The sequence below is a fragment of the Modicisalibacter sp. MOD 31.J genome (assembly GCF_020147985.1).
GTDB lineage: Bacteria > Pseudomonadota > Gammaproteobacteria > Pseudomonadales > Halomonadaceae > Modicisalibacter > Modicisalibacter coralii.
Genome location: NZ_JAGXFF010000002.1, coordinates 1,036,853 through 1,059,424 on the forward strand (window position 1 = coordinate 1,036,853; position 22,572 = coordinate 1,059,424).

Annotated in this window: 19 protein-coding genes; 8 read left to right on the plus strand and 11 right to left on the minus strand. The window is 67.9% G+C overall.

Features of this window, described 5'->3' with window-relative positions:
* Positions 1-35: 35 nt before the first annotated feature.
* A complete protein-coding gene (locus KGR00_RS10480; RefSeq protein ID WP_224419760.1) occupies positions 36-1,991 on the minus strand; it encodes an ATP-binding cassette domain-containing protein in 1,956 nt (651 codons plus the stop codon).
* Positions 1,992-2,104: 113 nt separating this feature from the next.
* Between KGR00_RS10480 and KGR00_RS10485 the strand changes: the two genes are divergently transcribed.
* On the plus strand, positions 2,105-2,974 hold the full coding sequence (locus KGR00_RS10485; RefSeq protein ID WP_224419759.1) for a TatD family hydrolase: 870 nt from the start codon (positions 2,105-2,107) through the stop codon (positions 2,972-2,974).
* Positions 2,967-3,452, plus strand: a complete 486-nt coding sequence (locus KGR00_RS10490; protein WP_129139564.1) for a hypothetical protein — start codon at positions 2,967-2,969, stop codon at positions 3,450-3,452. Before KGR00_RS10485 ends, KGR00_RS10490 begins: the two co-directional genes overlap by 8 nt.
* Positions 3,453-3,477: 25 nt before the next feature.
* Here the strand turns inward: KGR00_RS10490 and KGR00_RS10495 are convergent, their stop codons facing one another.
* On the minus strand, positions 3,478-4,059 hold the full coding sequence (locus tag KGR00_RS10495; protein ID WP_224419758.1) for an elongation factor P hydroxylase: 582 nt from the start codon (positions 4,057-4,059) through the stop codon (positions 3,478-3,480).
* Positions 4,060-4,152: 93 nt separating this feature from the next.
* Between KGR00_RS10495 and KGR00_RS10500 the strand changes: the two genes are divergently transcribed.
* The 3 genes from KGR00_RS10500 (at position 4,153) to KGR00_RS10510 (ending at position 7,464) form a co-directional block, all read left to right on the plus strand.
* A complete protein-coding gene (locus KGR00_RS10500) occupies positions 4,153-5,598 on the plus strand; it encodes an MATE family efflux transporter (RefSeq protein ID WP_224419757.1) in 1,446 nt (481 codons plus the stop codon).
* On the plus strand, positions 5,570-6,697 hold the full coding sequence (locus tag KGR00_RS10505; protein ID WP_224419756.1) for a DUF3080 family protein: 1,128 nt from the start codon (positions 5,570-5,572) through the stop codon (positions 6,695-6,697). Before KGR00_RS10500 ends, KGR00_RS10505 begins: the two co-directional genes overlap by 29 nt.
* 71 nt (positions 6,698-6,768) lie before the next feature.
* Positions 6,769-7,464, plus strand: a complete 696-nt coding sequence (locus KGR00_RS10510) for a hypothetical protein (protein ID WP_129139560.1) — start codon at positions 6,769-6,771, stop codon at positions 7,462-7,464.
* Positions 7,465-7,481: 17 nt separating this feature from the next.
* On the opposite strand, the gene tusA is transcribed toward KGR00_RS10510, so the two are convergent.
* Together tusA and rlmM are read right to left on the minus strand one after the other, a co-directional pair.
* The gene (tusA, locus tag KGR00_RS10515) at positions 7,482-7,724 is read right to left on the minus strand and encodes a sulfurtransferase TusA (protein ID WP_129139559.1); all 243 of its coding nucleotides are present in this window, start codon (positions 7,722-7,724) and stop codon (positions 7,482-7,484) included.
* Between the two features lie 27 nt (positions 7,725-7,751).
* Positions 7,752-8,861 carry a 23S rRNA (cytidine(2498)-2'-O)-methyltransferase RlmM gene (gene rlmM / locus KGR00_RS10520; protein WP_129139558.1) on the minus strand — a complete coding sequence of 370 codons (1,110 nt, stop codon included), beginning with the start codon at positions 8,859-8,861 and terminating at the stop codon, positions 7,752-7,754.
* 126 nt (positions 8,862-8,987) lie between these two features.
* Here rlmM and KGR00_RS10525 point away from each other — a divergent pair, with 126 nt between their 5' ends.
* The gene (locus tag KGR00_RS10525) at positions 8,988-9,716 is read left to right on the plus strand and encodes an RNA methyltransferase (protein WP_224419755.1); all 729 of its coding nucleotides are present in this window, start codon (positions 8,988-8,990) and stop codon (positions 9,714-9,716) included.
* 120 nt (positions 9,717-9,836) lie between these two features.
* On the opposite strand, the gene rpsA is transcribed toward KGR00_RS10525, so the two are convergent.
* From rpsA to KGR00_RS10560, 7 genes are all read right to left on the minus strand, one after another.
* Complete coding sequence (gene rpsA / locus KGR00_RS10530) at positions 9,837-11,516, minus strand: 30S ribosomal protein S1 (RefSeq protein WP_129139556.1); 1,680 nt, start codon at positions 11,514-11,516, stop codon at positions 9,837-9,839.
* 200 nt (positions 11,517-11,716) lie between these two features.
* Positions 11,717-12,415, minus strand: a complete 699-nt coding sequence (cmk, locus tag KGR00_RS10535) for a (d)CMP kinase (RefSeq protein WP_224419754.1) — start codon at positions 12,413-12,415, stop codon at positions 11,717-11,719.
* The gene (locus KGR00_RS10540; RefSeq protein WP_224419753.1) at positions 12,412-14,670 is read right to left on the minus strand and encodes a bifunctional prephenate dehydrogenase/3-phosphoshikimate 1-carboxyvinyltransferase; all 2,259 of its coding nucleotides are present in this window, start codon (positions 14,668-14,670) and stop codon (positions 12,412-12,414) included. Before KGR00_RS10540 ends, cmk begins: the two co-directional genes overlap by 4 nt.
* Entirely contained in the window at positions 14,671-15,765 is a 1,095-nt protein-coding gene (gene pheA, locus KGR00_RS10545) for a prephenate dehydratase (protein ID WP_224419752.1), read from the minus strand. It abuts the gene before it with no gap.
* A gap of 13 nt (positions 15,766-15,778) precedes the next feature.
* On the minus strand, positions 15,779-16,861 hold the full coding sequence (gene serC, locus KGR00_RS10550) for a 3-phosphoserine/phosphohydroxythreonine transaminase (protein WP_224419751.1): 1,083 nt from the start codon (positions 16,859-16,861) through the stop codon (positions 15,779-15,781).
* A gap of 69 nt (positions 16,862-16,930) precedes the next feature.
* Complete coding sequence (gyrA, locus tag KGR00_RS10555) at positions 16,931-19,645, minus strand: DNA gyrase subunit A (protein ID WP_224419750.1); 2,715 nt, start codon at positions 19,643-19,645, stop codon at positions 16,931-16,933.
* Between the two features lie 158 nt (positions 19,646-19,803).
* Entirely contained in the window at positions 19,804-20,238 is a 435-nt protein-coding gene (locus tag KGR00_RS10560; RefSeq protein WP_129139550.1) for a thioesterase family protein, read from the minus strand.
* 180 nt (positions 20,239-20,418) lie between these two features.
* Between KGR00_RS10560 and KGR00_RS10565 the strand changes: the two genes are divergently transcribed.
* Both KGR00_RS10565 and KGR00_RS10570 read left to right on the plus strand, forming a co-directional pair.
* On the plus strand, positions 20,419-21,345 hold the full coding sequence (locus tag KGR00_RS10565; protein WP_224419749.1) for a recombination-associated protein RdgC: 927 nt from the start codon (positions 20,419-20,421) through the stop codon (positions 21,343-21,345).
* Entirely contained in the window at positions 21,342-22,505 is a 1,164-nt protein-coding gene (locus KGR00_RS10570; RefSeq protein ID WP_224419748.1) for a 1-acyl-sn-glycerol-3-phosphate acyltransferase, read from the plus strand. Before KGR00_RS10565 ends, KGR00_RS10570 begins: the two co-directional genes overlap by 4 nt.
* Positions 22,506-22,572 lie beyond the last annotated feature (67 nt).

The following is a 22,572-nucleotide window of genomic DNA, read 5'->3' on the forward strand; positions in this document are numbered from 1 at the left end:
TCGCGGGCACCGGCATCGACGCCGGTGCCCGCCGCTCAGCCGTCGCCCTCGGCCATCGCCTCCAGTTCCATCCAGCGCTCCATGGCGGCATCGAGTTCCGCCTGCTTGGCAGCCATCGCCTCGAGCGTCGCGGTCACCCTGGTCGCCTCCTGCTGGTAGAAGCCCGGATCCCCGACCGTGCTCTCGTAATCGGCGATCTCCGCCTCGAGCCGTTCGATCGTCGCCGGCAGCGCATCCAGTTCGCGCTGCAGCTTGTAGGAGAGCTTGACCGGCCGCTTGGGTCGCTTGCCATCGTCCGCCGCTTGCGCGTCGCTCGCCGTGTCGTTCGCTTCGCCGGACCCTGCCTGAGCGCCCTGACGCGCCGAGCCCTCGATCCCCTGCGCGTCGAACGCCCAGGGCGCCGGCGGCAGCTTGCCGCCCTGACGAATCCAGTCGCTGTAACCGCCGACGTACTGGTGGACCCGGCCCTCGCCCTCGAAGGCCAGCACGTCGGTGACCACGTTATCCATGAACACCCGGTCGTGGGAGACCAGCAGCAGCGTGCCGGAGAAGTCGAGCAGCAACTCCTCGAGCAGTTCCAGCGTCTCGACGTCGAGGTCGTTGGTCGGCTCGTCGAGTACCAGCACGTTGGCCGGCTGAGTGAACAGCTTGGCCAGCAGCAGGCGGTTGGACTCGCCGCCGGAGAGCGCCTTGACCGGCTGGCGCGCCCGCTCGGGGGTGAACAGGAAATCCTGCAGGTAGCTGATGACGTGCTTGTCCTTGCCACCCACGGTGACCCGGTCGCGGCCCTGGGCGACGTTGTCGTAGACGCTCTTCTCCGGCTCCAGCCCCGCGCGCAACTGGTCGAAGTAGGCCACCTGCACGTTGGTGCCCAGGCGCACCCGACCCTCGGTGGGTTCGAGCTCGCCGAGCAGGATCTTGAGCAGCGTGGTCTTGCCGGCGCCGTTGCGGCCGATCAGGCCGACCCGGTCGCCGCGCTGGATCTCCAGGTCGAGGTCGCGGATGATCCAGTCGTCGCCATAGCGCTGGCTGACACCGGTGAGTTCCACCACGCGCTTGCCGCTGCGCTCGCCGGTGTCGACACGGATCGTCGCCCGCCCCTGACGCTCGCGCCGGTCGGCACGGTCCTTGCGCATCTGCTGGAGGGCACGCACGCGCCCCTCGTTGCGGGTCCGCCGCGCCTTGATGCCCTGGCGAATCCACGCCTCTTCCTGGGCCAGCTTCTTGTCGAACTCGGCGTTCTCGCGGGCCTCGACCTCGAGTTCGTGGGTCTTGAGCTCCTGATAACGGGCGTAGTCGCCGGGGTAGCGGCCCAGCCGGCCACGGTCGAGCTCGAGAATGCCGGTGGCCAGCCGCGACAGGAAGGCACGGTCGTGGGTGATGAACAGCACCGCCCCGGTGAAGTTCGCCAACTGCTCCTCGAGCCAGGTGATGGTATCCAGATCGAGGTGGTTGGTGGGCTCGTCGAGCAGCAGCAGATCGGGCTCGGCGACCAGGGCACGGGCCAGGGCCACGCGCCGCCGCCAGCCGCCGGAAAGCCCGCTCATCGCTGAGTCGGCGGGCAACCCCAGGCGGGTCAGCACGGTGTCGATGCGCTGATGGAACGACCAGCCGTCGATCGACTCGAGTTCGGTCTGCAACTGGGCCAGGCGCGACATGTCGGGGTCGTCGGCCTGGATCAGGTGGTGATACTCGGCCAGCAGGGCCCCCGCCTCCGGCAGCCCCTGGGCGACGACGTCGAAGATGGTCTCGCCACTGGCCACCGGCAGGTCCTGTTCTAGCACGCCGATGCGCAGCCCCGGGGCACGCCAGATATGCCCGTCATCGGGCAGGTTGTCGCCGGCGACCAACCCCAGCAGGGTCGACTTGCCGGTACCGTTGCGCCCCACCAGGGCCAGGCGTTCGCCCCGCTCGAGCACCAGATCGGCGCCATCGAGCAACACGTGCGGGCCATAGGCCAGGTGCAGCTGTTCCAGACGTAGCAGCGTCACGCACTACCTCGCTTCGCGAATGTCAAAAGCCCATTGTAACGCAGCCACCGTGGCGCTGTGGCCCCGCCTTGCATCGCGTTACAATGGTCGGCCCACGCACCGAGGAGCGGCGAATGTCCCTAACGACGCCCGACACCCGCGACGAGACGCCCCTGCCGGAGGCGCTGCGCTTCACGGCGCCGGCTCCGCTGGTCGACATCGGCGCCAACCTGACCCACGACAGCTTCGCCCGCGATCGCGAGGCGGTGATCGAGCGTGCCCGCGACGCCGGTGTCGATACGCTGATCGTCACCGGCACCGACCTGCGCCATGCCCGCGAGGCCGTCGCCCTCGCCGTCGCCCACCCGGGGCTCTACGCCACCGCCGGCGTTCACCCCCACGAGGCCAGCCAGTGGAACGCCGAGCTGGCCGCTGGCTTCGCCGAGTTGTATCGCCGCCCCGAAGTGGTCGCCGCCGGTGAATGCGGCCTGGACTTCAACCGCAACTTCTCCGCGCCGGCCGACCAGGAGCGCGCCTTCGAGGCCCAGCTGGGCCTGGCCGCCGAGGCCGGGCTACCGCTGTTCGTCCACGAGCGCGACGCCGGCCGACGCATGCGCGAGATGCTGGCGAGCTGGCGCGACGACATCGCCGATGCGGTGGTGCACTGCTTCACCGGCGACCGCGAGACGCTGCACGGCTATCTGGACCTCGACCTGCACATCGGCCTGACCGGCTGGCTGTGCGACGAACGCCGCGGCCACCATCTGCGCGAGCTGCTCGCCGACATCCCGCTCGAACGGCTGATGGTCGAGACCGACTGCCCCTACCTGCTGCCGCGCAACCTGCCGGCCAAGCCCCGGGCGCGCCGCCACGAACCGGCCCTGCTGCCCTGGATCGTCGACGAGATCGCCCACTGGCGCGGCGACGACGCGACCACCATCGCCACGGCCACCACCGCCACCGCCCGGCGCTTCTTCCGACTCGAGGCTTGCCACCATGAGTGATTTTCCCGGCTTCATCGCCGTCGAGACCGGCGAGGACGACGCCCTGCCGCTGGCCATCGCCTGGGCGCTGCCCGACGGCCTGATCAAGCACACCCTGATCCAGCCCGACGACGACTGGCTCGACGACGAACTGCTCAAGCTCGGCGACTACAGCCTCGACGAGCTGCGCACCTTCGGCCTGAGCCCCCTGGACGTGCTCAAGGAGCTCGAACAGGATCACTTCAGCGCCACCCTCTACACGGCGGGCGTCAGCGACGACGAGGCGGCGCTCTCGCGGCTGTTCGACGACTTCGGCGTCGACCCGTTCGTCGAGCTGGCCCCGGTGGACGATCTCTATCCCGATCTGGCGCCGGGGGAATGGGCGCGGGCGCGCAACGAGCTGTTCGCCGACCTGGGTCTCGAGCCGCTGCGCCCCGACCACGAGGTGCAGGTGATGCTCTACCTGCACCAGCGGCTGGCGGAGGCGTCCCACGCCTGAGCCGAAAAACGCGGCCCGGCGGGACTCACGGCGATTCGGCCAGGGCGACCGTCAGCCCCTCGCGTCCCGCCGCGATCGCCGCCTCCCGGCGCGCCCCGCGCCGGTAATAGGCGTCGAGAGCGTCGCGAAACGCTGCAGCACGGACCGGCAGTCCTTCGCGCTCGTAGCGCAGCGCCCGCGCCTCGACCCGCTCGCGGAAGGCATCACGATCGACGGGCACGTCGCCGAGGTTGTCGACGCTGACATGAAAGCGCCGCCCGCAGGCCCGCGAGAACAGCAGTTCCAGCGCCTGGGGCGCCACCTCGGCGTTTTCGAAGGCAGCCTGCTGATCGGCGTCGCGCCCGTCGGGCAGGTACCAGTAGCCGTAATCCTCCTGCTGGCGGCGTCGGGCGCCGGCGATGCACCAGTGACTGATCTCGTGCAGCGCGCTGGCGAAGAAGCCCCGGGCGAAGATCACCCGGTGCCAGGGGCAGTCGGCATCCGCCGGCAGATAAAGCGGTTCGTCACCGCCGCGCACCAGGCGCGTGTCGAAGGTGTCGGCGAACAGGCCGTCGAAGAGCGCCACGGCATCCGTGATGCGGTGGGGGGTGGAAGGCGTGTCGTTCATGGCGCGCATTATACGGCGCCGGGCGACGCGCGGAAATGTACCGCGGTTGTTAGACTGGCCCTTTCATGACCTGCGTCGATAGGGAGCATCGACATGACCGAAACGTGGCGTCGACACTGGCGAGAGAGCCGCCGCGAAACCCGTGACCTGCTGCGCCTGGCCTTGCCGATCTGTGGCGCCCAGCTCGCCCAGTCGGGGATGAGCGTGGCCGACGTGATCATGGCCGGGCGGGCCAGTGCCCGCGATCTCGCCGCGGTCTCGGTGGGCTCCAGCCTGTGGCTGCCGCTGATGCTGTTCATGACCGGCACGCTGATGGGCCTGACGCCGATCGTCGCGCAATTGCTCGGCGCCCGGCGCGACACGGCGATCCGCCCCTTCGTGCATCAGGCCCTGTGGCTGGCGCTGCTGCTCGGCGGGCTCGCCGCGGTGCTGCTCGTCTGGGGCGTCGCGCCGGTCTTCCGGCTGATGGCCGTGCCCGGCCCCGTCGCCGAGCTTTCCGGCGATTACCTGGCGATGGTCGCGCTGGGCATGCCCGGGGTGGCGATCTACCAGGCCCTGCGCGCCTTCTCCGACGGCATGAACCATACCCGGCCGACGCTGTGGATCAGCCTGGTGGGCCTGGCCGCGAACATTCCCTGCAATTACCTGCTGATCTACGGCGGCGATGGCCTGGTCGCGCTGTTCGGCGACGCCCTGCCCGCCCCGCTGGCGACCCTGCCGGCACTGGGCGCCCAGGGTTGCGGTATCGCCACGGCGATCGCCATGTGGGTGATGTGCCTGACGATGATCGGCTTTACCCGGCGCAGCAAGGTCTTTGCCCCGATTCAGCTGTGGCTGACCTGGCATCGTCCGCAGCGCGAGCAACTGGCCGAACTGCTGCATGTGGGCATTCCCATCGGCGTGGCGATCTTCGTCGAGGTGACGCTGTTCACCCTGATCGCCCTGCTGATCGCCAGCTTCGGCGAGATCACCGTGGCGGCGCACCAGGTGGCACTGAACTACACCTCGATTCTGTTCATGCTGCCGCTGTCGCTGGCGATGGCGCTGACGGTCCGCGTCGGCAACACCCTGGGCGGGGGCGCGCCGCGCCGGGCACGCTTCGTGGCCGCCAATGGCGCGCTGGTCGGCCTGCTGGTGGCGCTGATCAACGACCTGCTGCTGTGGCTCACCGCGGGGCCGGTGGTGGCGCTCTACACACCCAATCCGGCGGTCCAGGAACTGGCGCTGTCGCTGATCTACCTGGCCCTGCTCTATCAGGTCTCCGACTCCCTGCAGGTCACCCTGGCGGGGGCGCTGCGCGGCTACAAGGACACCCGGATCATCATGGCCATCACCCTGATCTCGTACTGGCTGGCGGGGCTGGGCAGCGGCTATCTGCTGGCCGGCGGGCACTGGCCGGGAATTCCCGCGCTGGGCGTCTACGGCTACTGGATCGGCATGATCGCCGGACTCAGTGTCGCCGCAGTGCTGCTCGGCTGGCGGCTGTGGCGCATCAGTCGGGAGTGGTGCCATGACGCGCCGGCCATGGCAGGCGATTGAACGGCCGAGGCGTCGCCGGCTGCCGGCCCTGCTGCCGGGTGTTCTGCTGCTCGGTGCCCTGCTCGCCGGTTGTCAGGGCGGCAGCGAGGCCGACCACCGGCTCATCGACTACCAGCAGCGCCTGGCCGCGGCGTTGGGGGTCGAGGCGCCCGCCACGCCGCCGCCCCGCAACATCGCCGCCTTCCCCGGGCGAGACGCACGCCGGTTCACCATCGACGAGATCCGCGAGGGGCTGCTCGACGTCTACGCGCTGCGCCGCTGCGGCATCGTCCGCCTGGTCGCCCAGCGCAACAGCCAGCTCGGCAAGGTGGCCGCCCCCAGCCAGCGCTGGCTCTACGAACTCGCGCTCTGGCGCCAGTTGCAGGCCTGCTGGAACGACACCAGCGCCGACGACCTCGCGAAGGACGACCGCCAGCGACTCGCCGACCTCCTCGCGCGCAAGACGCGCCAGTTGCCACGGGCGAGCTGGAACGGCCTGTTCGACTCCAGCGAATGGACGGGCAACTTCTCGCGCGCCAGCGCACCGCTGCCTCCCGGTGGAATACCTTCCCTCGAGGCACAACTGGCGGCGCTGGGCTATCTGAGACGGATGGTGCTGCATCAATACGATCCGCGCTGGACGCCCGACTCCGCCACGCTCGAGAACCACCTCAAGGCGCTGCGCGACGCGCCGCTGACCGCGCGGATCCTGCGCAGCCTGCTGCTCGCCACGCGGCGCCTCGATGACCTCGACCAGGTGATTGCCGCACGGCTCGCCGACCCGGCATTCTGCGCGCCCGACACCGCCGCCGAGCCCCCGGTGGACGAGCGTCTGGCCGCCGCGCTCGACGGGCAGGAAAGCCAGCGCCTGCGGGCCGACCTCGACAGCCTGGCCCGGGATGCGCAGCGCTGGCTGACGGCCGTGGACGCCCTGCTGAGCGCGTTCACGGTCTCGCGCCCGGCCATCGACGCCTATCGCCGTCACTGGCTGTCGCTCACCCATCCGGAGGCACCCTGGCCGGCCTTTCGTACCGCCCGGGCCCAGCACGCCGCGCTGCGTGAGCGCCTGCGGCAACGCTGTCTCGCCCCCGCCGGGCCGAGCGGCGATCGCGGGGCTTAACTTTCCGGGTCGAGCTGTGCTAATAGTGAGGCGAGGCCCTGGCCGAAACATTGCCGATGAGGAGGATAACCATGGGTAGCCCACTATCCCCCCGCTCCGCCCAGGTCATCGACCTGGACGCCATGCGACACCGGCTGAGGGCCAAGCGTCGCCTGATCCGACTGGCGCCCGAACTCGACGGCCTCGAGATGGTCTACCATCTGGCCTCGGATCCGGAGACGCTCTACGGCATGCCCGTGCTCGCCTGGGGCTTGCGCGAGGACGGCGAGGTGGTCGGCATGGTGCCGTGGATGGAAGCGCTGACCCCGTGTCACGATCTCGACGATCCTGAGCATGGGCATTTCGTCGGCTATCGCGACCCGGAGACCGAGGAAGTCTTCCTCAGCCCGCCCGAGCACAAGATCTACGAACTCGAGCACGCCGCCGCCTACTTCGATTACGAGGAGAGCGGCGAGACCACCCTGCTGCAGCAGCTTCCCGAGACGCTGGGCACGCATGCCCTGTGTCTCGACGACCAGCAGTCCACCTGGCAACTCAAGCTGGTCTTCGGCTGGCGGCTCTACAGCAATGGCGAGGTCGAGGCACTTCTGGTCGATGAAAGCCGCGTCGAATCGACCCCGGTGGTCGCCGGCGACGACTGTCTCTACGCCGGCCACAGCCGCCATGCGGTGGTGTACTTCTTCCAGCGCGCCATCGCCAATCGTATCCGCCAGGAGGATCCGGCCACGCTGGAGGCCCTCGCCTGCATGGTCGCTCAGGACGACTGACCCCGTCCGGGCGGCGCTCAACCCAGCCTGATGAAGTACCGGTAGGTATTGTCGGCCTGCGTTTCCTGGGCCAGCAGTTCGTGGCCCAGGAAGGTACAGAACTGGGGGATGTCACGGGTGGTCGCCGGGTCGGTGGCGATCACCTTGAGCACCTCGCCGGGCTGCATGTCGCGGACCCGGTTGTGCATCAGCATTACCGGTTCCGGGCAATACAGCCCGCTGGTATCGAGTTCGGCATCGAAACGGGGGGAAGACTCCATCGCAATTCTCGCGTTGATGATCCGGTCTTAATGTAGCCGTACGTGAACGGTGACTTCCTCGCGGTCATGGTAGAGCTGCTTGCAGGCGATCTCCGCGGCGACGCCGACCGCCTCCAGCGACTGCGCCAGCCGCGTCAGGCAGCGCTCGACCTCGTCCCAGCGGCGTTTCATGGGCAGCTTGAGGTTGAAGATCGCTTCGCGGCACCAGCGCCGGATCAACCAGCGCTCCACCATGTCGATCACGCGCATCGGCTTGTCGACGATATCACACACCAGCCAGTCGAGCCGCTGGGGCGGTTCCCAGGTGAAGCCATCCTCGCGCAGGTGCTCGACCAGCCCGGTGGCCATCAGCGCCGGCGCCATCGGCCCGTTGTCGATGGCGTAGGTGTGCATGCCGCGCCGCACCAGTTGATAGGTCCAGCCGCCCGGCGCCGCGCCGAGATCCGCCGCCTGCATGCCCTCGTGCAGCCGTGCCGGCCATTCGTCACGCGGCACGAAGACGTGCCAGGCTTCCTCCAGCTTGAGCGTCGAGCGGCTCGGCGCCTCGCGCGGGAACCGTAGCCGCGGAATACCGCCGGGCTGTTCGCTGCGATTGCCGGGGAAGCTCATGCCCGCCTGGACCCGATCGCCGCGCGTCCAGTACAGGTGCAGGCGCCGCCCCTGGGCCTTGCGACGCAGCGCGCCCCGCTTGCGCAGGGCCGACTCGAGCGGGCGCTGCAGCGCCTTGGTCAAGCCGCTCAGCGCCTTGGCATCGTTGTTGTCGGGGGTCTCCTGCCACAGCGATTCGAAACTCCAGCCGCTGGCGACGACCTGCTCGACGATCGGCGTGACCCGATCATCGCGGGACAACGCCTCGAGCACCGGCAACGCCACCAGCGACTGGCGGGCGAAGATCAGCGCGTCCAGCGGCAACTGCCGGTGCAGTAGGTTGGCGGGTTGTTCGTCGAGGGTCACGAAGCGCACGTGCGACTCGTTCGCGGCGGCGATCGGGTAGCCGGGATGGCCGAGCGCCTCGGCCTTGGCCTGCAGCTCGGCACTCAGATCGCCTTCGAATCCGGCGCGGCAATACAACAGCAGCTCGCGGGGGGCGAGCCGGCTCTCGGACGTCGCGGGCGACGACTTCGGCGAACGTGACATGGGGCCTCCTTGGAAGGCCAAGCAGTCTAGCCGGACGACCCGCACGGAGACAACCCGGCGCTCCCTCGTGCCCGGCGACACCCTCGCGTAAACTGAGCCCCTCCCCGACCAAGGCAAGTCCGATTCATGCTCGACAACATCCGCATCGTTCTCGTCCAGACCTTTCACCCCGGCAACATCGGTCAGGCCGCCCGGGCGATGAAGACCATGGGCCTGACGCAGCTCACGCTGGTCAATCCGCGCTGCTTTCCCGATGACGAAGCTACCCGACTGGCCGCGGGCGCCGACGACGTCGTGGCCTCGGCCCGCGTCGTCGACGGCCTCGCCGAGGCGGTGAGCGACTGCGTCCAGGTGGTCGGCGCCAGCGCGCGGCTGCGCAGCCTGCCGCTGCCCCACTACGACGAACCGGACCTCATGGCCGGCGAGGTCGTCGACAACGCCGACCAAGGGCCGGTCGCGCTGGTCTTCGGCCGCGAGCGCTTCGGGCTGACCAACGACGAGATCCGCCACTGCACCCATCAGGTGAGCATTCCCGCCAACCCCGATTACGGCGTGCTCAATCTCTCCCAGGCGGTCCAGGTGCTGGCCTACGAGGTCCATCGTACCTGGCGACAGCGCCAGCGCCTGACCGGCGCGTCCCCCGGCCGCGGGCCGCTGCCCACCCAGCAGCAACTGACGCATTTCCACGCGCACCTGCAGCGGGTCATGGAAGATGCCGGTTTTCTCAACCAGCCCCACGCCCGCACCTCGGACCACCTGCACGCGCTGTTCGCCCGCGCCCAGCCCAGCCGCAAGGAGCTCTCGCTGCTGCGCGGGCTGCTCAGCGCGCTGGAGCGCCATATCGACGGGGAGTAATCGGCCCCGTCACCCGAGACTGGCAGCTCCCCCGGGCGAGCGTCACACATAAAAAAACCGCGGCCCGTAGGCCGCGGTTTCATGGAGCGCTCGGCGCTCGCGTTCAAACAGCGCGTTCGATCAGTCCTGACCCATCTGCTGCTTGATCAGGTCGCCGATGGTGGTCGGGCCACCGCCGGTCTCGGGCTCCTGATCGCGCAGACGGCTCAGATTGCGACGGGTGTCCGCCTGGTCCTTGGCCTTGACCGACAGGTTGATCGCGCGGTTCTTGCGATCGACACCGACGATGCGGGCTTCGACGCTGTCGCCTTCGTTGAGCACGTTGCGGGCATCCTCGACGCGATCGGCGCTGATCTCGGAGGCCTTGAGGACACCGATGACATCGGTCGCCAGCTCGACGTGAGCTTCCTTGGCGTCGACCTCGACGACACGACCGGTGACGATCGCGCCCTTGTCGTTGACCGCCAGGAACTCGGAAACCGGATCGGTCTCGAGCTGCTTGATGCCCAGCGAGATGCGCTCACGCTCGGGGTCGATCGACAGGATGACGGCTTCCGCCTCGTCGCCCTTCTTGAACTGGCGCACGGCTTCTTCGCCGGTCTCGGACCAGGAGATGTCGGACAGGTGCACCAGGCCGTCGATGCCGCCTTCCAGACCGATGAAGATACCGAAATCGGTGATCGACTTGATGGTACCGGCAACGCGGTCGCCCTTGTTGTAGCGCGCGTTGAAGTCTTCCCACGGGTTGGTGGTGCACTGCTTGATACCCAGCGAGATACGACGACGTTCCTCGTCGATATCCAGCACCATCACCTGCACCTCGTCGCCGACCTGAACGACCTTGGACGGGTGGATGTTCTTGTTGGTCCAGTCCATTTCGGAGACGTGGACCAGACCCTCGACACCCTCTTCCAGCTCGGCGAAGCAGCCGTAGTCGGTGAGGTTGGTGACGCGGGCGTTGACCTTGGTGCCTTCCGGGTAGCGATCCTTGATGTTGACCCAGGGATCTTCGCCCAGCTGCTTGAGGCCCAGCGAGACGCGGTTGCGCTCGCGGTCGAACTTGAGCACCTTGACGTTGATCTCGTCGCCCACGGCAACGATCTCGGAGGGGTGCTTGATGCGCTTCCAGGCCATGTCGGTGATGTGCAGCAGGCCATCGACGCCGCCCAGGTCGACGAACGCACCGTAGTCGGTGAGGTTCTTGACGATACCCTGGATCTGCTGACCTTCCTGGAGGGTCGCCAGCAGCGCTTCACGCTCGGCGCTGTTCTCGGCTTCGAGCACGGCACGGCGAGAGACGACGACGTTGTTGCGCTTCGGGTCGAGCTTGATGACCTTGAAGTCGAGTTCCTTGTTCTCCAGGTGCGTGGTGTCGCGCACCGGACGCACGTCGACCAGGGAACCCGGCAGGAAGGCACGGATGGAGGACACGTCGACGGTGAAACCGCCCTTGACCTTGCCGTTGATCACGCCCTTGACGATCTCGTCCTTCTCGAAGGCCGCTTCCAGCTCTTTCCAGGCTTCGGCGCGCTTGGCCTTCTCGCGAGACAGACGCGTCTCACCGAACCCGTCCTCGACGGCTTCCAGTGCGACCTTGACTTCATCGCCAACACCGATGGTCAGTTCGCCGTTCTCGTCGCGGAACTGAGCAGCGGGGATCTGCCCTTCGGACTTCAGACCGGCGTTGACGGTAATCCAGTCACCTTCGATGTCCACCACGGTCGCCATGACGATGGCACCGGGTTCCATGTTGATGTCCTGGAGGGACTGTTCGAACAGTTCAGCAAAGCTTTCGCTCATGAGCATCCTACGTGATCAACGTTAATGGCGATTATTCGCCCTCTCCGCACCACCAGCGAGTGCGGGCCTACTCTACATATCCCCGGGGACGTTGGCGCTGGTTCGACCTGGACCGGCTCTCGGAAGCAATCGTCAGGTTGCCGGTGCCACGTCATCACGTCGGGCCGGGGGCGCCGGAAGCGTTATCGCATCGGGACACGTCAAAGCTGGGTCGCGAGACCCCGATCTTCAAGCAGTCGCAGAATGTGATCGACCACATCCGGTATCGTCAGCTCGGTGGTGTCCAGCTCGACGGCATCGTCTGCCGGCTTGAGTGGCGCCACGGCGCGCTGGGTATCGCGCGCGTCACGAGCCTGAATCTCTTTCAAAAGACTCGGTAGACTAGCATCCACGCCCGCTTCCTGCAACTGAAGCAGGCGTCGCCGGGCACGCTCCTCGGCGCTCGCGGTGAGGAAGATCTTCAGCGCGGCGTCCGGAAAGACCACCGTGCCCATGTCGCGGCCGTCGGCCACCAGGCCGGGCGGCTGGCGAAAATCGCGCTGGCGCGCCAGCAGCGCGCTGCGCACCTCGGGGATCGCCGCCACCTGGGAGGCCCGCTCGCCGACCGCCTCGGTGCGGATCGTCTGCGCGACGTCCTCGCCCTCGAGCAGCACGTTGGCGCGCCCCTGTTCGGCGATGAAGGCCACGTCCAGGGTCTCGGCCAGCCGCGCCAGCCCGGCGACGTCGTCCAGCGCCACGCCATGCTTGGCCGCGGCCTGGGCGGTGAGCCGGTACAGCGCGCCGGAGTCGAGCAGGTGCCAGCCCAGCCGCTCGGCGACCCGCCGGCTCACCGTGCCCTTGCCGGCGCCGCCCGGCCCGTCGATGGTGAGCACCGGGTGCTGCGCTCGGGATGCCGTCATGCCGTCTCCTCCTCGAGTTGCAGGCCGACGCGGCACGCCAGTTCGACGAAGCTGGGGAACGAGGTGGCGACGTTGTTGCAGTCGTCGATGACCACGGCTTCGCCGGCGCGCAGCGCGGCGACGGCGAAGGCCATGGCGATGCGGTGATCGCCCAGGCTGTCGATCCGGCCACCGCCGTAGTTGGCGCCCTCGCCCGAACCGCCACGACCGACGATGTCGATGCCGTCGTCGTGGAGCGTGTTGTCGACGCCCAGGGTCGTCAGGCCGTCGGCCATCGCCGCGAGACGGTCGGATTCCTTGACGCGCAGCTCGGCGGCCCCGCGCAGGCGGGTGGTGCCCTCGGCGTTGGCGGCGGCGACGAACAGCGCCGGGAACTCGTCGATCGCCAGCGGCACCTGATCGGCGGGGATCTCGATGCCCTTGAGGGCCGAATGACGCACGCGAATGTCGGCCACCGGCTCGCCGCCCACCTCGCGCGGGTCGAGCAGTTCCAGGTCGGCGCCCATCGCCTCGAGGATATTGATCACGCCGATCCGTGTGGGGTTGATGCCGACGTGTTCGAGCGTCAGGTCGGCGCCCGGGGTGATCGCCGCGGCGACCAGGAAGAAGGCCGCCGAGGAGATGTCGGAGGGCACGTCGATCGGCCCGCCGCTGAGCGTGCCTCCGCCCTCGAGCCAGGCCAGATCGCCGTCGCGCCGCACCGGGTAGCCGAAGCCGTTGAGCATGCGCTCGGTATGGTCACGGGTCGGTGCCGGCTCGCGCACCCGCGTGGTGCCCTCGGCGTACATGCCGGCCAGCAGCAGGCACGACTTGACCTGGGCACTGGCCATGGGCATGTCGTAGTCGATGCCGACGAGCCGCTGACCGCCCCGGATCGTCAGCGGCGGGCGGCCGCCCTCGGCGGTCTCGATCACCGCGCCCATCCGGCGCAGCGGGTCGGCGACCCGGCCCATCGGGCGCTTGGTCAGCGAGGCATCGCCGGTGAGTTCGGTATCGAAGGCCTGCCCGGCGAGCAGCCCGGCAAAGAGCCGCATGGCGGTGCCGGCATTGCCCACGTAGAGCGGCCCGGCGGGCGCCTGCAGGCCGTGCATGCCCACGCCATGAATGGTCACGCGGCCCTGGTGCGGCCCTTCGATCGCCACGCCCATCTCGCGGAACGCCTGCAGGGTGGCCAGGCTATCCTCGCCTTCCAGAAAGCCCTTGACCTGGGTCACCCCGTTGGCCAGCGCGCCGAGCATGATCGAACGGTGCGAGATCGACTTGTCGCCCGGCACGCGAATGGTGCCCTGAACGGCTCCCCCGGGGCTGACCCGGTAGCGGATGTTGCGTTGTTCCATCGCCTGATATCTCGTCTGATTCAGAAGGGTGTCGAAATAGTGCCGGGCATGGCTGGCCCGATCCAGGGTCGCCAGCATGGCATCGCCGTCGCTCTCGACGATCGCCGTGCGCAGCCGCGCCACGCCCGCCTCGAAATCGTCCAGCGCCGCCAGCACGGCGTCGCGGTTGGCGGTGAAGATGTCGCGCCACATCACCGGATCGCTGCCGGCGATCCGCGTGAAGTCGCGAAACCCGCCGGCGGCATAGCGAAATATCTCGAGACGTTCGTCCTGGCGCGCCAGGGTGTCGACCAGCGAAAAGGCCAGCAGGTGCGGCAGGTGGCTGGTCCGCGCCAGCACCTGATCGTGGCGCTCGATCGCCATTTCCAGCACCTCGGCACCGCAGGCCGCCCACAGGGCGCGGACACGCCTCACCGCCGCCGGATCGCTGTCGGGCGCGGGGGTGAGAATCACCTTGTGATGGCGGTACAGCGCGGGATCGGACGCCGCCACCCCGCTCTTCTCGGACCCGGCGATCGGATGGCCGAGCACGAAGCGCGACGGCAGCGCGCCGAAGACCCGCTCGGCGGCGGCGCGAATCGCCACCTTGGTGCTGCCCACGTCGGTGACCACCTGATCGGTGAGCAGCGCACCCAGTTCGCGCATCACCGCTTCCATGGCCAGCACCGGCACGGCGAGCACCACCAGGCTGCTCGACGCCACCCAGTCGGCGAGCCGCGTGCCGCCGTCGTCGACCACGCCCATGGCGATGCCGCGGGCGATCTCGTCGGGGTCGCGATCGCAGGCGACGATCTCGCCGGTGAAGCCGTTCGCCTTGAGCGCCGCGGCCAGCGAGCCACCGATCAGGCCCAGGCCGACGATCAGGATGCGCGGCTCGTCGGGCGCCGCCGGGCGCCGCCGTGCCTGGCTCGATGCCATCTACAGCACACCCTGCGGGTAGGAACCCAGCACCTTCATCTCGGCGGCGCGCAGGCGCACCTCGTCGAGCACGGCGGCCACCTCCGGCTGGTCGAGATGGCCCTTGAAGTCGATGAAGAACACGTAGTTCCAGACGCCGGTCCGCGAGGGCCGGGTCTCGAGACGGGTCAGGTCGATCTGGTGCCGGTGGAAGGGCTCGAGCAGGTCGTGCAGCGCCCCGGGCTGGTTGCGCATCGCCACCACCAGCGAGGTCTTGTCGTCGCCGCACATCGGCACCGCCTCGTGGCCGATGATCAGAAACCGCGTGGAGTTGTCGGGGCGGTCCTCGATCTTCTCGGCGATTCTCTCGAGGTCGTAGAGCTTGGCGGCCATGTCGCCGGCGATCGCCGCGCTGTGCCACTCGCTCTTGATCAGCCGCGCGGCCTCGGCGTTCGACGACACCGGTACGCGCTCGGCATGCGGGTAGTGGCCGTCGAGCCACTTGCGGCACTGGGCGAACGACTGCGGATGCGAGTAGATGCGCGAGATCTTGTCGCGGCGCGTGGTATTGGCGACCAGCAGATGGTGGTGAATGCGCAGCACCACCTCGCCGCTGATGTGCAGACCGGAGTCCATGAACGAGTCGAGGGTATGGTTGACCACGCCCTCGGTGGAGTTCTCCACCGGCACCACGCCGTAGTGGACAGCGCCGGCCTCGACCTCGCGGAACACCTCGTCGATCGCCGCCATGGGCAGGCTCTTGGCGCTCTCCCCGAAGTGCTTGAGCGCCGCCTGCTGGGTGAAGGTGCCCTCGGGACCCAGGTAGGCGACCTTGACCGGCTGTTCCAGCGCCAGGCAGGCGGACATGATCTCGCGGAACAGGCGCGCCATCTCCTCGGCATCCAGCGGCCCGTTGTTCAGCGCCATGATCCGGCGCAGCACCTGGGCCTCGCGCTCGGGACGATAGAACACCGCCTGGGGGTCCTCGGCGGTCTTGACCCGCGCCACCTGCTGGGCGCATTCGGCACGCTCGCTGATCAGGCGCAGGATCTCGCCGTCGATCTGGTCGATACGGGTGCGCAACGCATCGAGATTGATGGGGGTGTCGTCACTCATAAGCTGGCTCCGCTCAACCGTGGCGTTTCTCGAAATCGCCCATGAAGTCCACCAGGGCGTCCACCGCCTGCTGGGTCACCGCATTGTAGAGGCTCGCCCGCATGCCACCGACACTGCGGTGGCCCTTGAGGTTGAGCAGCCCCGCCGCCTCGGCCTCGTCGAGGAAGACGCCATTGAGCGCATCGTCGGCCAGCGTGAACGGCACGTTCATGCGCGAGCGATTGGCCGGCGCGATCGGGTTGGCATAGAAGTCGCTGGCGTCGATGGCGTCGTACAGCGTCGCCGCCTTGCGCCGGTTGATCGCCGCCATGGCGTCCAGGCCGCCGATGTCGTTCTTCAGCCAGTCGAACACCAGGCCCGCCAGGTACCAGGCGTAGGTCGGCGGCGTGTTGAGCATCGAGCCGTGATCGGCGAAGGCCTTGTAGGTGAGCAGCGTCGGCGCCGTGGCCAGCGCGCGGTCGAGCAGGTCGTTGCGCACGATCACCACGGTGATCCCGGCCGGACCGATGTTCTTCTGGGCCCCGGCGTAGATCACCCCGTAACGCGACACGTCGAGCGGGCCGGAGAGGATCGACGAGGACATGTCGCAGACCAGCGGCACCTCGACCTCGGGCACGTAATCGTAGGCCAGGCCGCCGATGGTCTCGTTGTGGCAATAGTGCAGATAGGCGGCATCGGCGGAGAGCTGCACGGCCTCGCGCCCCGGCACCCGCGCATAGCCGGCATCCCGCGAGCTGGCGGCGAGGTGCGCGCCGGCCAGGTGCTCGGCCTCCTTGATCGCCTTGGTCGACCAGATGCCGGTGTCCAGGTAGTTGGGCGTGCCGCCCGGCCCCAGCAGGTTGAGCGGCACGCAGGCGAACTGCAGCGTGGCTCCGCCCTGCATGAACAGCACGCTGTAGTCGTCGGGAATCGCCAGCAGGTCGCGCAGATCGCGCTCGGCACGGGCGGCGATGGCCTCGAAGGTCGGACTGCGGTGGCTCATCTCCATGACCGACAAGCCATGGCCCCGATAGTCGAGCATTTCCTCCCGGGCCCGCTCGAGCACCGGGGTCGGCAGCGCCGCCGGTCCGGCGCAGAAGTTATGGTGACGTGTCATCAGCGTTGGGTCTCACTGGTTCTTGAAGAACGACCGCCGCAGAGGCGGCGGTCGCAATCGGTCAGGCGATCACTCGGCGTCGTCCGGCGCCCCGGTCGGCGTCTGTGCATCGGCGCCATTGGCATCGTCTTCGCCGGTGGTCTCTGCCACCTCGTCGTCGCCGTCGTCGCTGGGCTCGTCGACCCGCACCGTCTTGACCAGCGTCTCGGCCTCGCCCAGACGGATCAGCATCACCCCCTGGGTGTTGCGCGAGGTCACCGAGACTTCTTCGACGCGGGTGCGCACCAGGGTGCCGCGATCGGTGATCAGCATCATCTCGTCGCAGCCGTGGACCTGGATCGCCGCGACCATCGCGCCGTTGCGGCTGCTGGTCTGCATGGCGATGACGCCCTGCCCGCCACGTCCGCGCAGCGGGAACGCCTCGAGCCGGGTGCGCTTGCCGTAACCGTTTTCCGAGGCGGTGAGGATGTAGATCTGTTCCTGGTTCGCCGCCTCGTCGGCAGCGGCAACGTTCGACGCCGCATCGCCCTCGCCGTCACCTTCGCTGTCGATCAGCGTCGAGCGCGGGATGATCAGGCTGATCACCTCGGCGCCCTCGGTCAGGCGCATGCCGCGCACGCCGCGGGCGGTACGTCCCATGGCGCGCACATTGGTCTCCTCGAAGCGGATCGCCTTGCCGTTGGAGGACAGCAGCATCACGTGGTCGTTGCCGGTGGTGACCGCCGCGCCCACCAGGCGATCGCCCTCGTCGAGATCGATGGCGATCAGGCCCACGCTGCGCGGCCGCGAGAACTGATCCAGCGAGGTCCGCTTGACGGTGCCGTTGGCGGTGGCGAAGAAGATGTAGCTGTCGAGGTCGTAGTCGCGCACCGGCAGCATGGCGTTGATCGACTCGTCCTCGTCGAGCGGCAGCAGGTTGACCAGCGGCTTGCCGCGCGAGCCGCGACTGGCCGCCGGGATCTCGTAGACCTTGAGCCAGTAGACCTTGCCCTTGTTGGAGAACAGCAGCACGGTGTCGTGGGTCGAAGCCACCAGCAGATGCTCGATGACGTCCTCGTCCTTCATGCTGGTCGCCGACTTGCCGCGACCGCCGCGACGCTGGGCCTGGTAGTCGCTGATCGGCTGGGTCTTGGCATAGCCCGAGCGGGAGATGGTGACCACCATGTCCTCTTCGTTGATCAGGTCCTCGATGGTCAGGTCGAGGCGGCTGATCTGGATCTCGGTCTTGCGCTTGTCGCCATACTGCTCGCGCACCGCGATGAGCTCCTCGCGGATCACCTCGAGCAGGCGGTCGGCCGAGGCGAGAATCTCGCTGAGTTCGGCGATCTTCTCGAGAATGCCCAGGTACTCGTCGAGCAGCTTCTCGGTCTCGAGACCGGTCAGGCGATGCAGGCGCAGTTCGAGGATCGCCTGGGCCTGGGCCGGCGAGAGACGGTATTGCGCGCGGTCGTCGGACAGCCCGAAGCCCGCCTCGAGATCCTCGGGCTTGCAGGAGTCCGCACCGGCGCGTTCGAGCATGCCGGTCACCTGACCCGGCTGCCAGGCACGCTCGAGCAGCTTGTCCTTGGCTTCCGCGGCGTTCGGCGAGGCCTTGATCAGTTCGATCACCTCGTCGATGTTGGAGATCGCCACCGTCAGGCCTTCGAGGATATGGCCACGCTCGCGGGCCTTCTTGAGCTCGTAGAGGGTACGCCGGGTGACCACCTCGCGGCGGTGGCGGACGAACGCCTCGAGCATCTCCTTGAGGTTGAGCGTCTTGGGCTGGCCGTTGTCCAGCGCCACCATGTTGATGCCGAACACCGTCTCGAGCTGGGTGTGGGCGAACAGGTTGTTGACCACCACCTCGCCGGCCTCGCCGCGCTTGACCTCGATCACCACGCGCAGGCCTTCCTTGTCGGACTCGTCGCGCAGCTCGGCGATGCCCTCGACGCGCTTGTCCTTGACCAGCTCGGCGATCTTCTCGATCAGCCGCGCCTTGTTGACCTGGTACGGCAGCTCGGTGATGACGATGTGGTCGCGACCGGACTTGTCGTCGTGCTCGATGGTGTGGCGGGCGCGCACGTAGATGCGTCCGCGGCCGGTGCGGTAGGCGTCGAGGATGCCCGCCTTGCCGTTGATGATGCCCGAGGTCGGGAAGTCCGGGCCCGGGATGTACTCCATCAGGTCGTCGACGCTCAGGGTGTAGTCGTCGATCAAGGCCAGGCAACCGTCTATCACCTCGGCCATGTTGTGCGGCGGGATATTGGTGGCCATGCCCACCGCGATGCCCGAGCCGCCGTTGACCAGCAGGTTGGGCACCTTGGTCGGCAGCACGTCGGGAATGCGCTCGGTGCCGTCGTAGTTGTCGACCCAGTCGACGGTGTCCTTCTCCAGGTCGGCGAGCAGCTCGTGGGCCAGGCGCGCCATGCGCACCTCGGTGTAACGCATCGCCGCCGCGCTGTCGCCGTCGATCGAGCCGAAGTTGCCCTGACCGTCGACCAGCACGTAGCGCATCGAGAAGTCCTGCGCCATGCGCACGATGGTGTCGTAGACCGCACTGTCGCCATGCGGGTGGTACTTACCGATCACATCGCCGACGACACGCGCGGACTTCTTGTAGGGCTTGTTCCAGTCGTTGCTCAACTCGTGCATCGCATAGAGCACCCGGCGGTGCACGGGCTTGAGCCCGTCACGCACGTCCGGCAGCGCTCGGCCGATGATCACGCTCATCGCGTAATCGAGATACGACTGCTTGAGCTCGTCCTCGATATTGACTGGCAGAATCTCTCTGGCGATGTCACCCATGTGTGGTCAAATCCTTTGCACTGCGACTGGTAAGCCCCGGCGTTGCAGCCGGCGAACGACATCCGCACGCCGGGTGCGCCCGACGAAGGGATTCGCGGTAGCCCGGGAATCGCGAGATTATACCATCGTAGCGGCGGTTTAGGCAGCGCCGGGGCGACTCACTCGGTGCCGGCGGGGGCGTCGAGCACGTGGCGCTGCAGGGTCTCGCGCAACTCGCCGTCGATCGCCATGGCGCGACCGCTGCGGGTATCGAGCAGCACGAAGGTGAAGTCGGCATCGGCGATGCGCTTGCCATCGGCGATCCGGTTGATGACCTGATGGATCACCGCGCTGCGGTGGTTGAGCGACGACAGCGAGGTGAGGATCTCGAGTTCGTCGTGCATCACCGCCGCCCGGCGGTAATTGATGTTGAGGTTGACCGCCACCGCCGCCAGGCCCTCGTTGAACAACTTGGCTAGATCGAACTGCTTCTCGAAGTAGGCCCAGCGCCCCTCCTCCAGGAACTCCAGGTAACGGGCGTTGTTGACGTGCTGATAACCGTCGAGATGAAAGCCGCGCACACGAAGGGTCGAGCGGGCAATGCGTTGGTCCATGACGAGACGATCCTTTGCCGGGTCAGTAAATGTCACGATTCTAGCCAGCGCTCCGCCCCGTAACAAACGTTGGTTTCAAACCCCGGCCACCCTCGACTTCCGTGGTAGGTCGGCGCATGACGACTGGTAGGGAAGGGACCAATTCGCCATAATGTGCGTCCTTTGCCTGGGGACGACGCCATGTGGTTCAAGCACTTGCATTTATATCGCCTGCACGACGCCCCTTCGCTGACCGGCGACGAGCTGGAGTCGGCGCTCGACGAGAACGGTTTCCGGCCGCTGGGCGGCAGTGAAGCCAAACGCCTGGGCTGGAGCACGCCGGCCGGCCGCAACGGCCAGCAGCACGTGCACGAACTCCAGGGGCACCGTCTGCTCGCCGCACTGCGCCAGGAACGCCTGCTGCCGGCGTCCGTGGTCCGCGAGGAACTCGAATCGCGCGTCGCCGACCGCGAGGGTAAGGAGGGCCGCCCGCTGCGTCGTCAGGAGAAACAGGCCCTCAAGGAGCAGATCTACGAGGAGTTCCTGCCGCGCGCCTTCGTGCGCACCCAGCGCGTCGACCTCTGGTGGGACACGCGCAACGCGCTGATCGGCGTCAACGCCTCCAGCCGCGCCCGCGCCGAGGATATCCTCGACCTGCTGCGCCAGACGCTCGGCTCGCTCAAGGTCACGCCGCTCGCCACCCGGACGACACCGGTGCGCGCCATGACCGACTGGCTCAAGCAGCCCGACGAACGCCCCGCGGGGCTGGAACTCGGCGATCAGGTCGAACTCAAGGCGACCGGTGACGAAAGCGTGCTGCGCGGCCGTCAGGTCGACCTCGACGGCGAGGAAATCCAGACCGCCCTCGAGGCTGGCCGTCAAGTCACGCGCCTGGCGCTGACCGTCGACGAGTCGCTCTCGCTGGTGCTCCACGACGATCTCGCGCTCAAGTCGCTGCGCTTCGCCGACGCGGTGCTCGACGAGGCCGCCGATACCGAGACCGACGACGACCCCGTGCTGCGTCTGGAAACCGACTTCCTGCTGATGGCCCAGGTGCTGACCCGCACCACCGAACAACTCATCGACTGGCTGGGCGGCGAGGCCGCTCCCGCCGCGACGACACCATGACACGACAGCTCACCCCCGATACCTTCGACAAGATCCGGCCCTATCACGACGATGAGGTGCCCGGCGTGCTCGACCGGCTCGCCCACGACCGCGAGTTCCTCGACGCCATCACCCGCTACCGCCTGCCCCGCCTGTCGCGCCATGCCCCCTGGCTGGCCCGACGCCTGGCCGGCTTCGGCCTGCAGCGGCAGATGCGCGGCATCGCCAGCGTGGGCGATTTCCAGGATCACATCGCCCATTACATGCGGCGCATGCTCGCCAACACCACCGATGCCTTCGAGGTCGCCGGGCTCGAGGCGCTGGATCCGCGGCGCGCCTACCTGTTCATCGGCAACCATCGCGACATCGCCCTCGACCCGGCCTTCGTCAATTACGCGCTCTATCAGGCCGGGCGCAGCACGGTGCGCATCGCCATCGGCGACAACCTGCTCCAGAAGCCCTTCGTCACCGACCTGATGCGTCTCAACAAGAGCTTCATCGTACCCCGCTCGGCCCGCGGCAAGCGCGCCATGCTGGCCGCCTACCAGACGCTGTCCAACTACATCCGCCACTCGATCAGCGTCGACAACCAGCCGGTCTGGCTGGCCCAGCGCGAGGGGCGCGCCAAGAACGGCATCGACCGCTCCGATGCGGCGATCATCAAGATGCTGACCATGGCGCGCCGCCAGGAGGACAAGAACGCCGACTTCGCCGAGGCGATCCGCGAACTGCGCCTGGTGCCGGTGTCGATCAGCTACGAGTACGACCCCTGCGACCTGCAGAAGGCGCGCGAGCTGCACGCCGTCCATACCGCGGGCCGCTACGAGAAGGTCGAGTTCGAGGACATCCGTTCGATCGTCGCCGGCATCACCGGCTACAAGGGGCGCATCAAGCTGACCTTCGGCACCCCGCTGGAGGGCGAGTTCGCCAGCCCGGATGCGGTGGCCGCCGAGATCGACCGACAGGTGCTCAGTGGCTACCGACTATTCCCCAGCCACCAGATGGCCCTGGAAGCCAGCGGCCTGGCACCCGACCTGGTCGATCTCTCCGAGGTGACCGACGCCGACCGTCGGCGCTTCGACGAACGCCTGGCCGGCGTACCCGCCGAACTGCGCGACTGGTGGCTCGCCCAATACGCCAACCCGGTGCTCAACCGCGCCGGACGAGTCAGCGAAGAATAGAGACGGAAGACAACTAACCGCCTTCCAAACGCAAAAAGCCCCCTGCTGAATATTTGGCGGGGGCTTT

Excerpts from the sequence above, each read along its gene's own strand:
- KGR00_RS10485 (WP_224419759.1), top strand. The coding sequence starts at position 2,105 with ATGTCCCTAACGACGCCCGACACCCGCGACGAGACGCCCCTGCCGGAG.
- KGR00_RS10490 (WP_129139564.1), top strand. The coding sequence starts at position 2,967 with ATGAGTGATTTTCCCGGCTTCATCGCCGTCGAGACCGGCGAGGACGAC.
- KGR00_RS10495 (WP_224419758.1), bottom strand. The coding sequence starts at position 4,059 with ATGAACGACACGCCTTCCACCCCCCACCGCATCACGGATGCCGTGGCG.
- KGR00_RS10500 (WP_224419757.1), top strand. The coding sequence starts at position 4,153 with ATGACCGAAACGTGGCGTCGACACTGGCGAGAGAGCCGCCGCGAAACC.
- KGR00_RS10505 (WP_224419756.1), top strand. The coding sequence starts at position 5,570 with ATGACGCGCCGGCCATGGCAGGCGATTGAACGGCCGAGGCGTCGCCGG.
- KGR00_RS10510 (WP_129139560.1), top strand. The coding sequence starts at position 6,769 with ATGGGTAGCCCACTATCCCCCCGCTCCGCCCAGGTCATCGACCTGGAC.
- tusA (WP_129139559.1), bottom strand. The coding sequence starts at position 7,724 with ATGGAGTCTTCCCCCCGTTTCGATGCCGAACTCGATACCAGCGGGCTG.
- rlmM (WP_129139558.1), bottom strand. The coding sequence starts at position 8,861 with ATGTCACGTTCGCCGAAGTCGTCGCCCGCGACGTCCGAGAGCCGGCTC.
- KGR00_RS10525 (WP_224419755.1), top strand. The coding sequence starts at position 8,988 with ATGCTCGACAACATCCGCATCGTTCTCGTCCAGACCTTTCACCCCGGC.
- rpsA (WP_129139556.1), bottom strand. The coding sequence starts at position 11,516 with ATGAGCGAAAGCTTTGCTGAACTGTTCGAACAGTCCCTCCAGGACATC.
- cmk (WP_224419754.1), bottom strand. The coding sequence starts at position 12,415 with ATGACGGCATCCCGAGCGCAGCACCCGGTGCTCACCATCGACGGGCCG.
- KGR00_RS10540 (WP_224419753.1), bottom strand. The coding sequence starts at position 14,670 with ATGGCATCGAGCCAGGCACGGCGGCGCCCGGCGGCGCCCGACGAGCCG.
- pheA (WP_224419752.1), bottom strand. The coding sequence starts at position 15,765 with ATGAGTGACGACACCCCCATCAATCTCGATGCGTTGCGCACCCGTATC.
- serC (WP_224419751.1), bottom strand. The coding sequence starts at position 16,861 with ATGACACGTCACCATAACTTCTGCGCCGGACCGGCGGCGCTGCCGACC.
- gyrA (WP_224419750.1), bottom strand. The coding sequence starts at position 19,645 with ATGGGTGACATCGCCAGAGAGATTCTGCCAGTCAATATCGAGGACGAG.
- KGR00_RS10560 (WP_129139550.1), bottom strand. The coding sequence starts at position 20,238 with ATGGACCAACGCATTGCCCGCTCGACCCTTCGTGTGCGCGGCTTTCAT.
- KGR00_RS10565 (WP_224419749.1), top strand. The coding sequence starts at position 20,419 with ATGTGGTTCAAGCACTTGCATTTATATCGCCTGCACGACGCCCCTTCG.
- KGR00_RS10570 (WP_224419748.1), top strand. The coding sequence starts at position 21,342 with ATGACACGACAGCTCACCCCCGATACCTTCGACAAGATCCGGCCCTAT.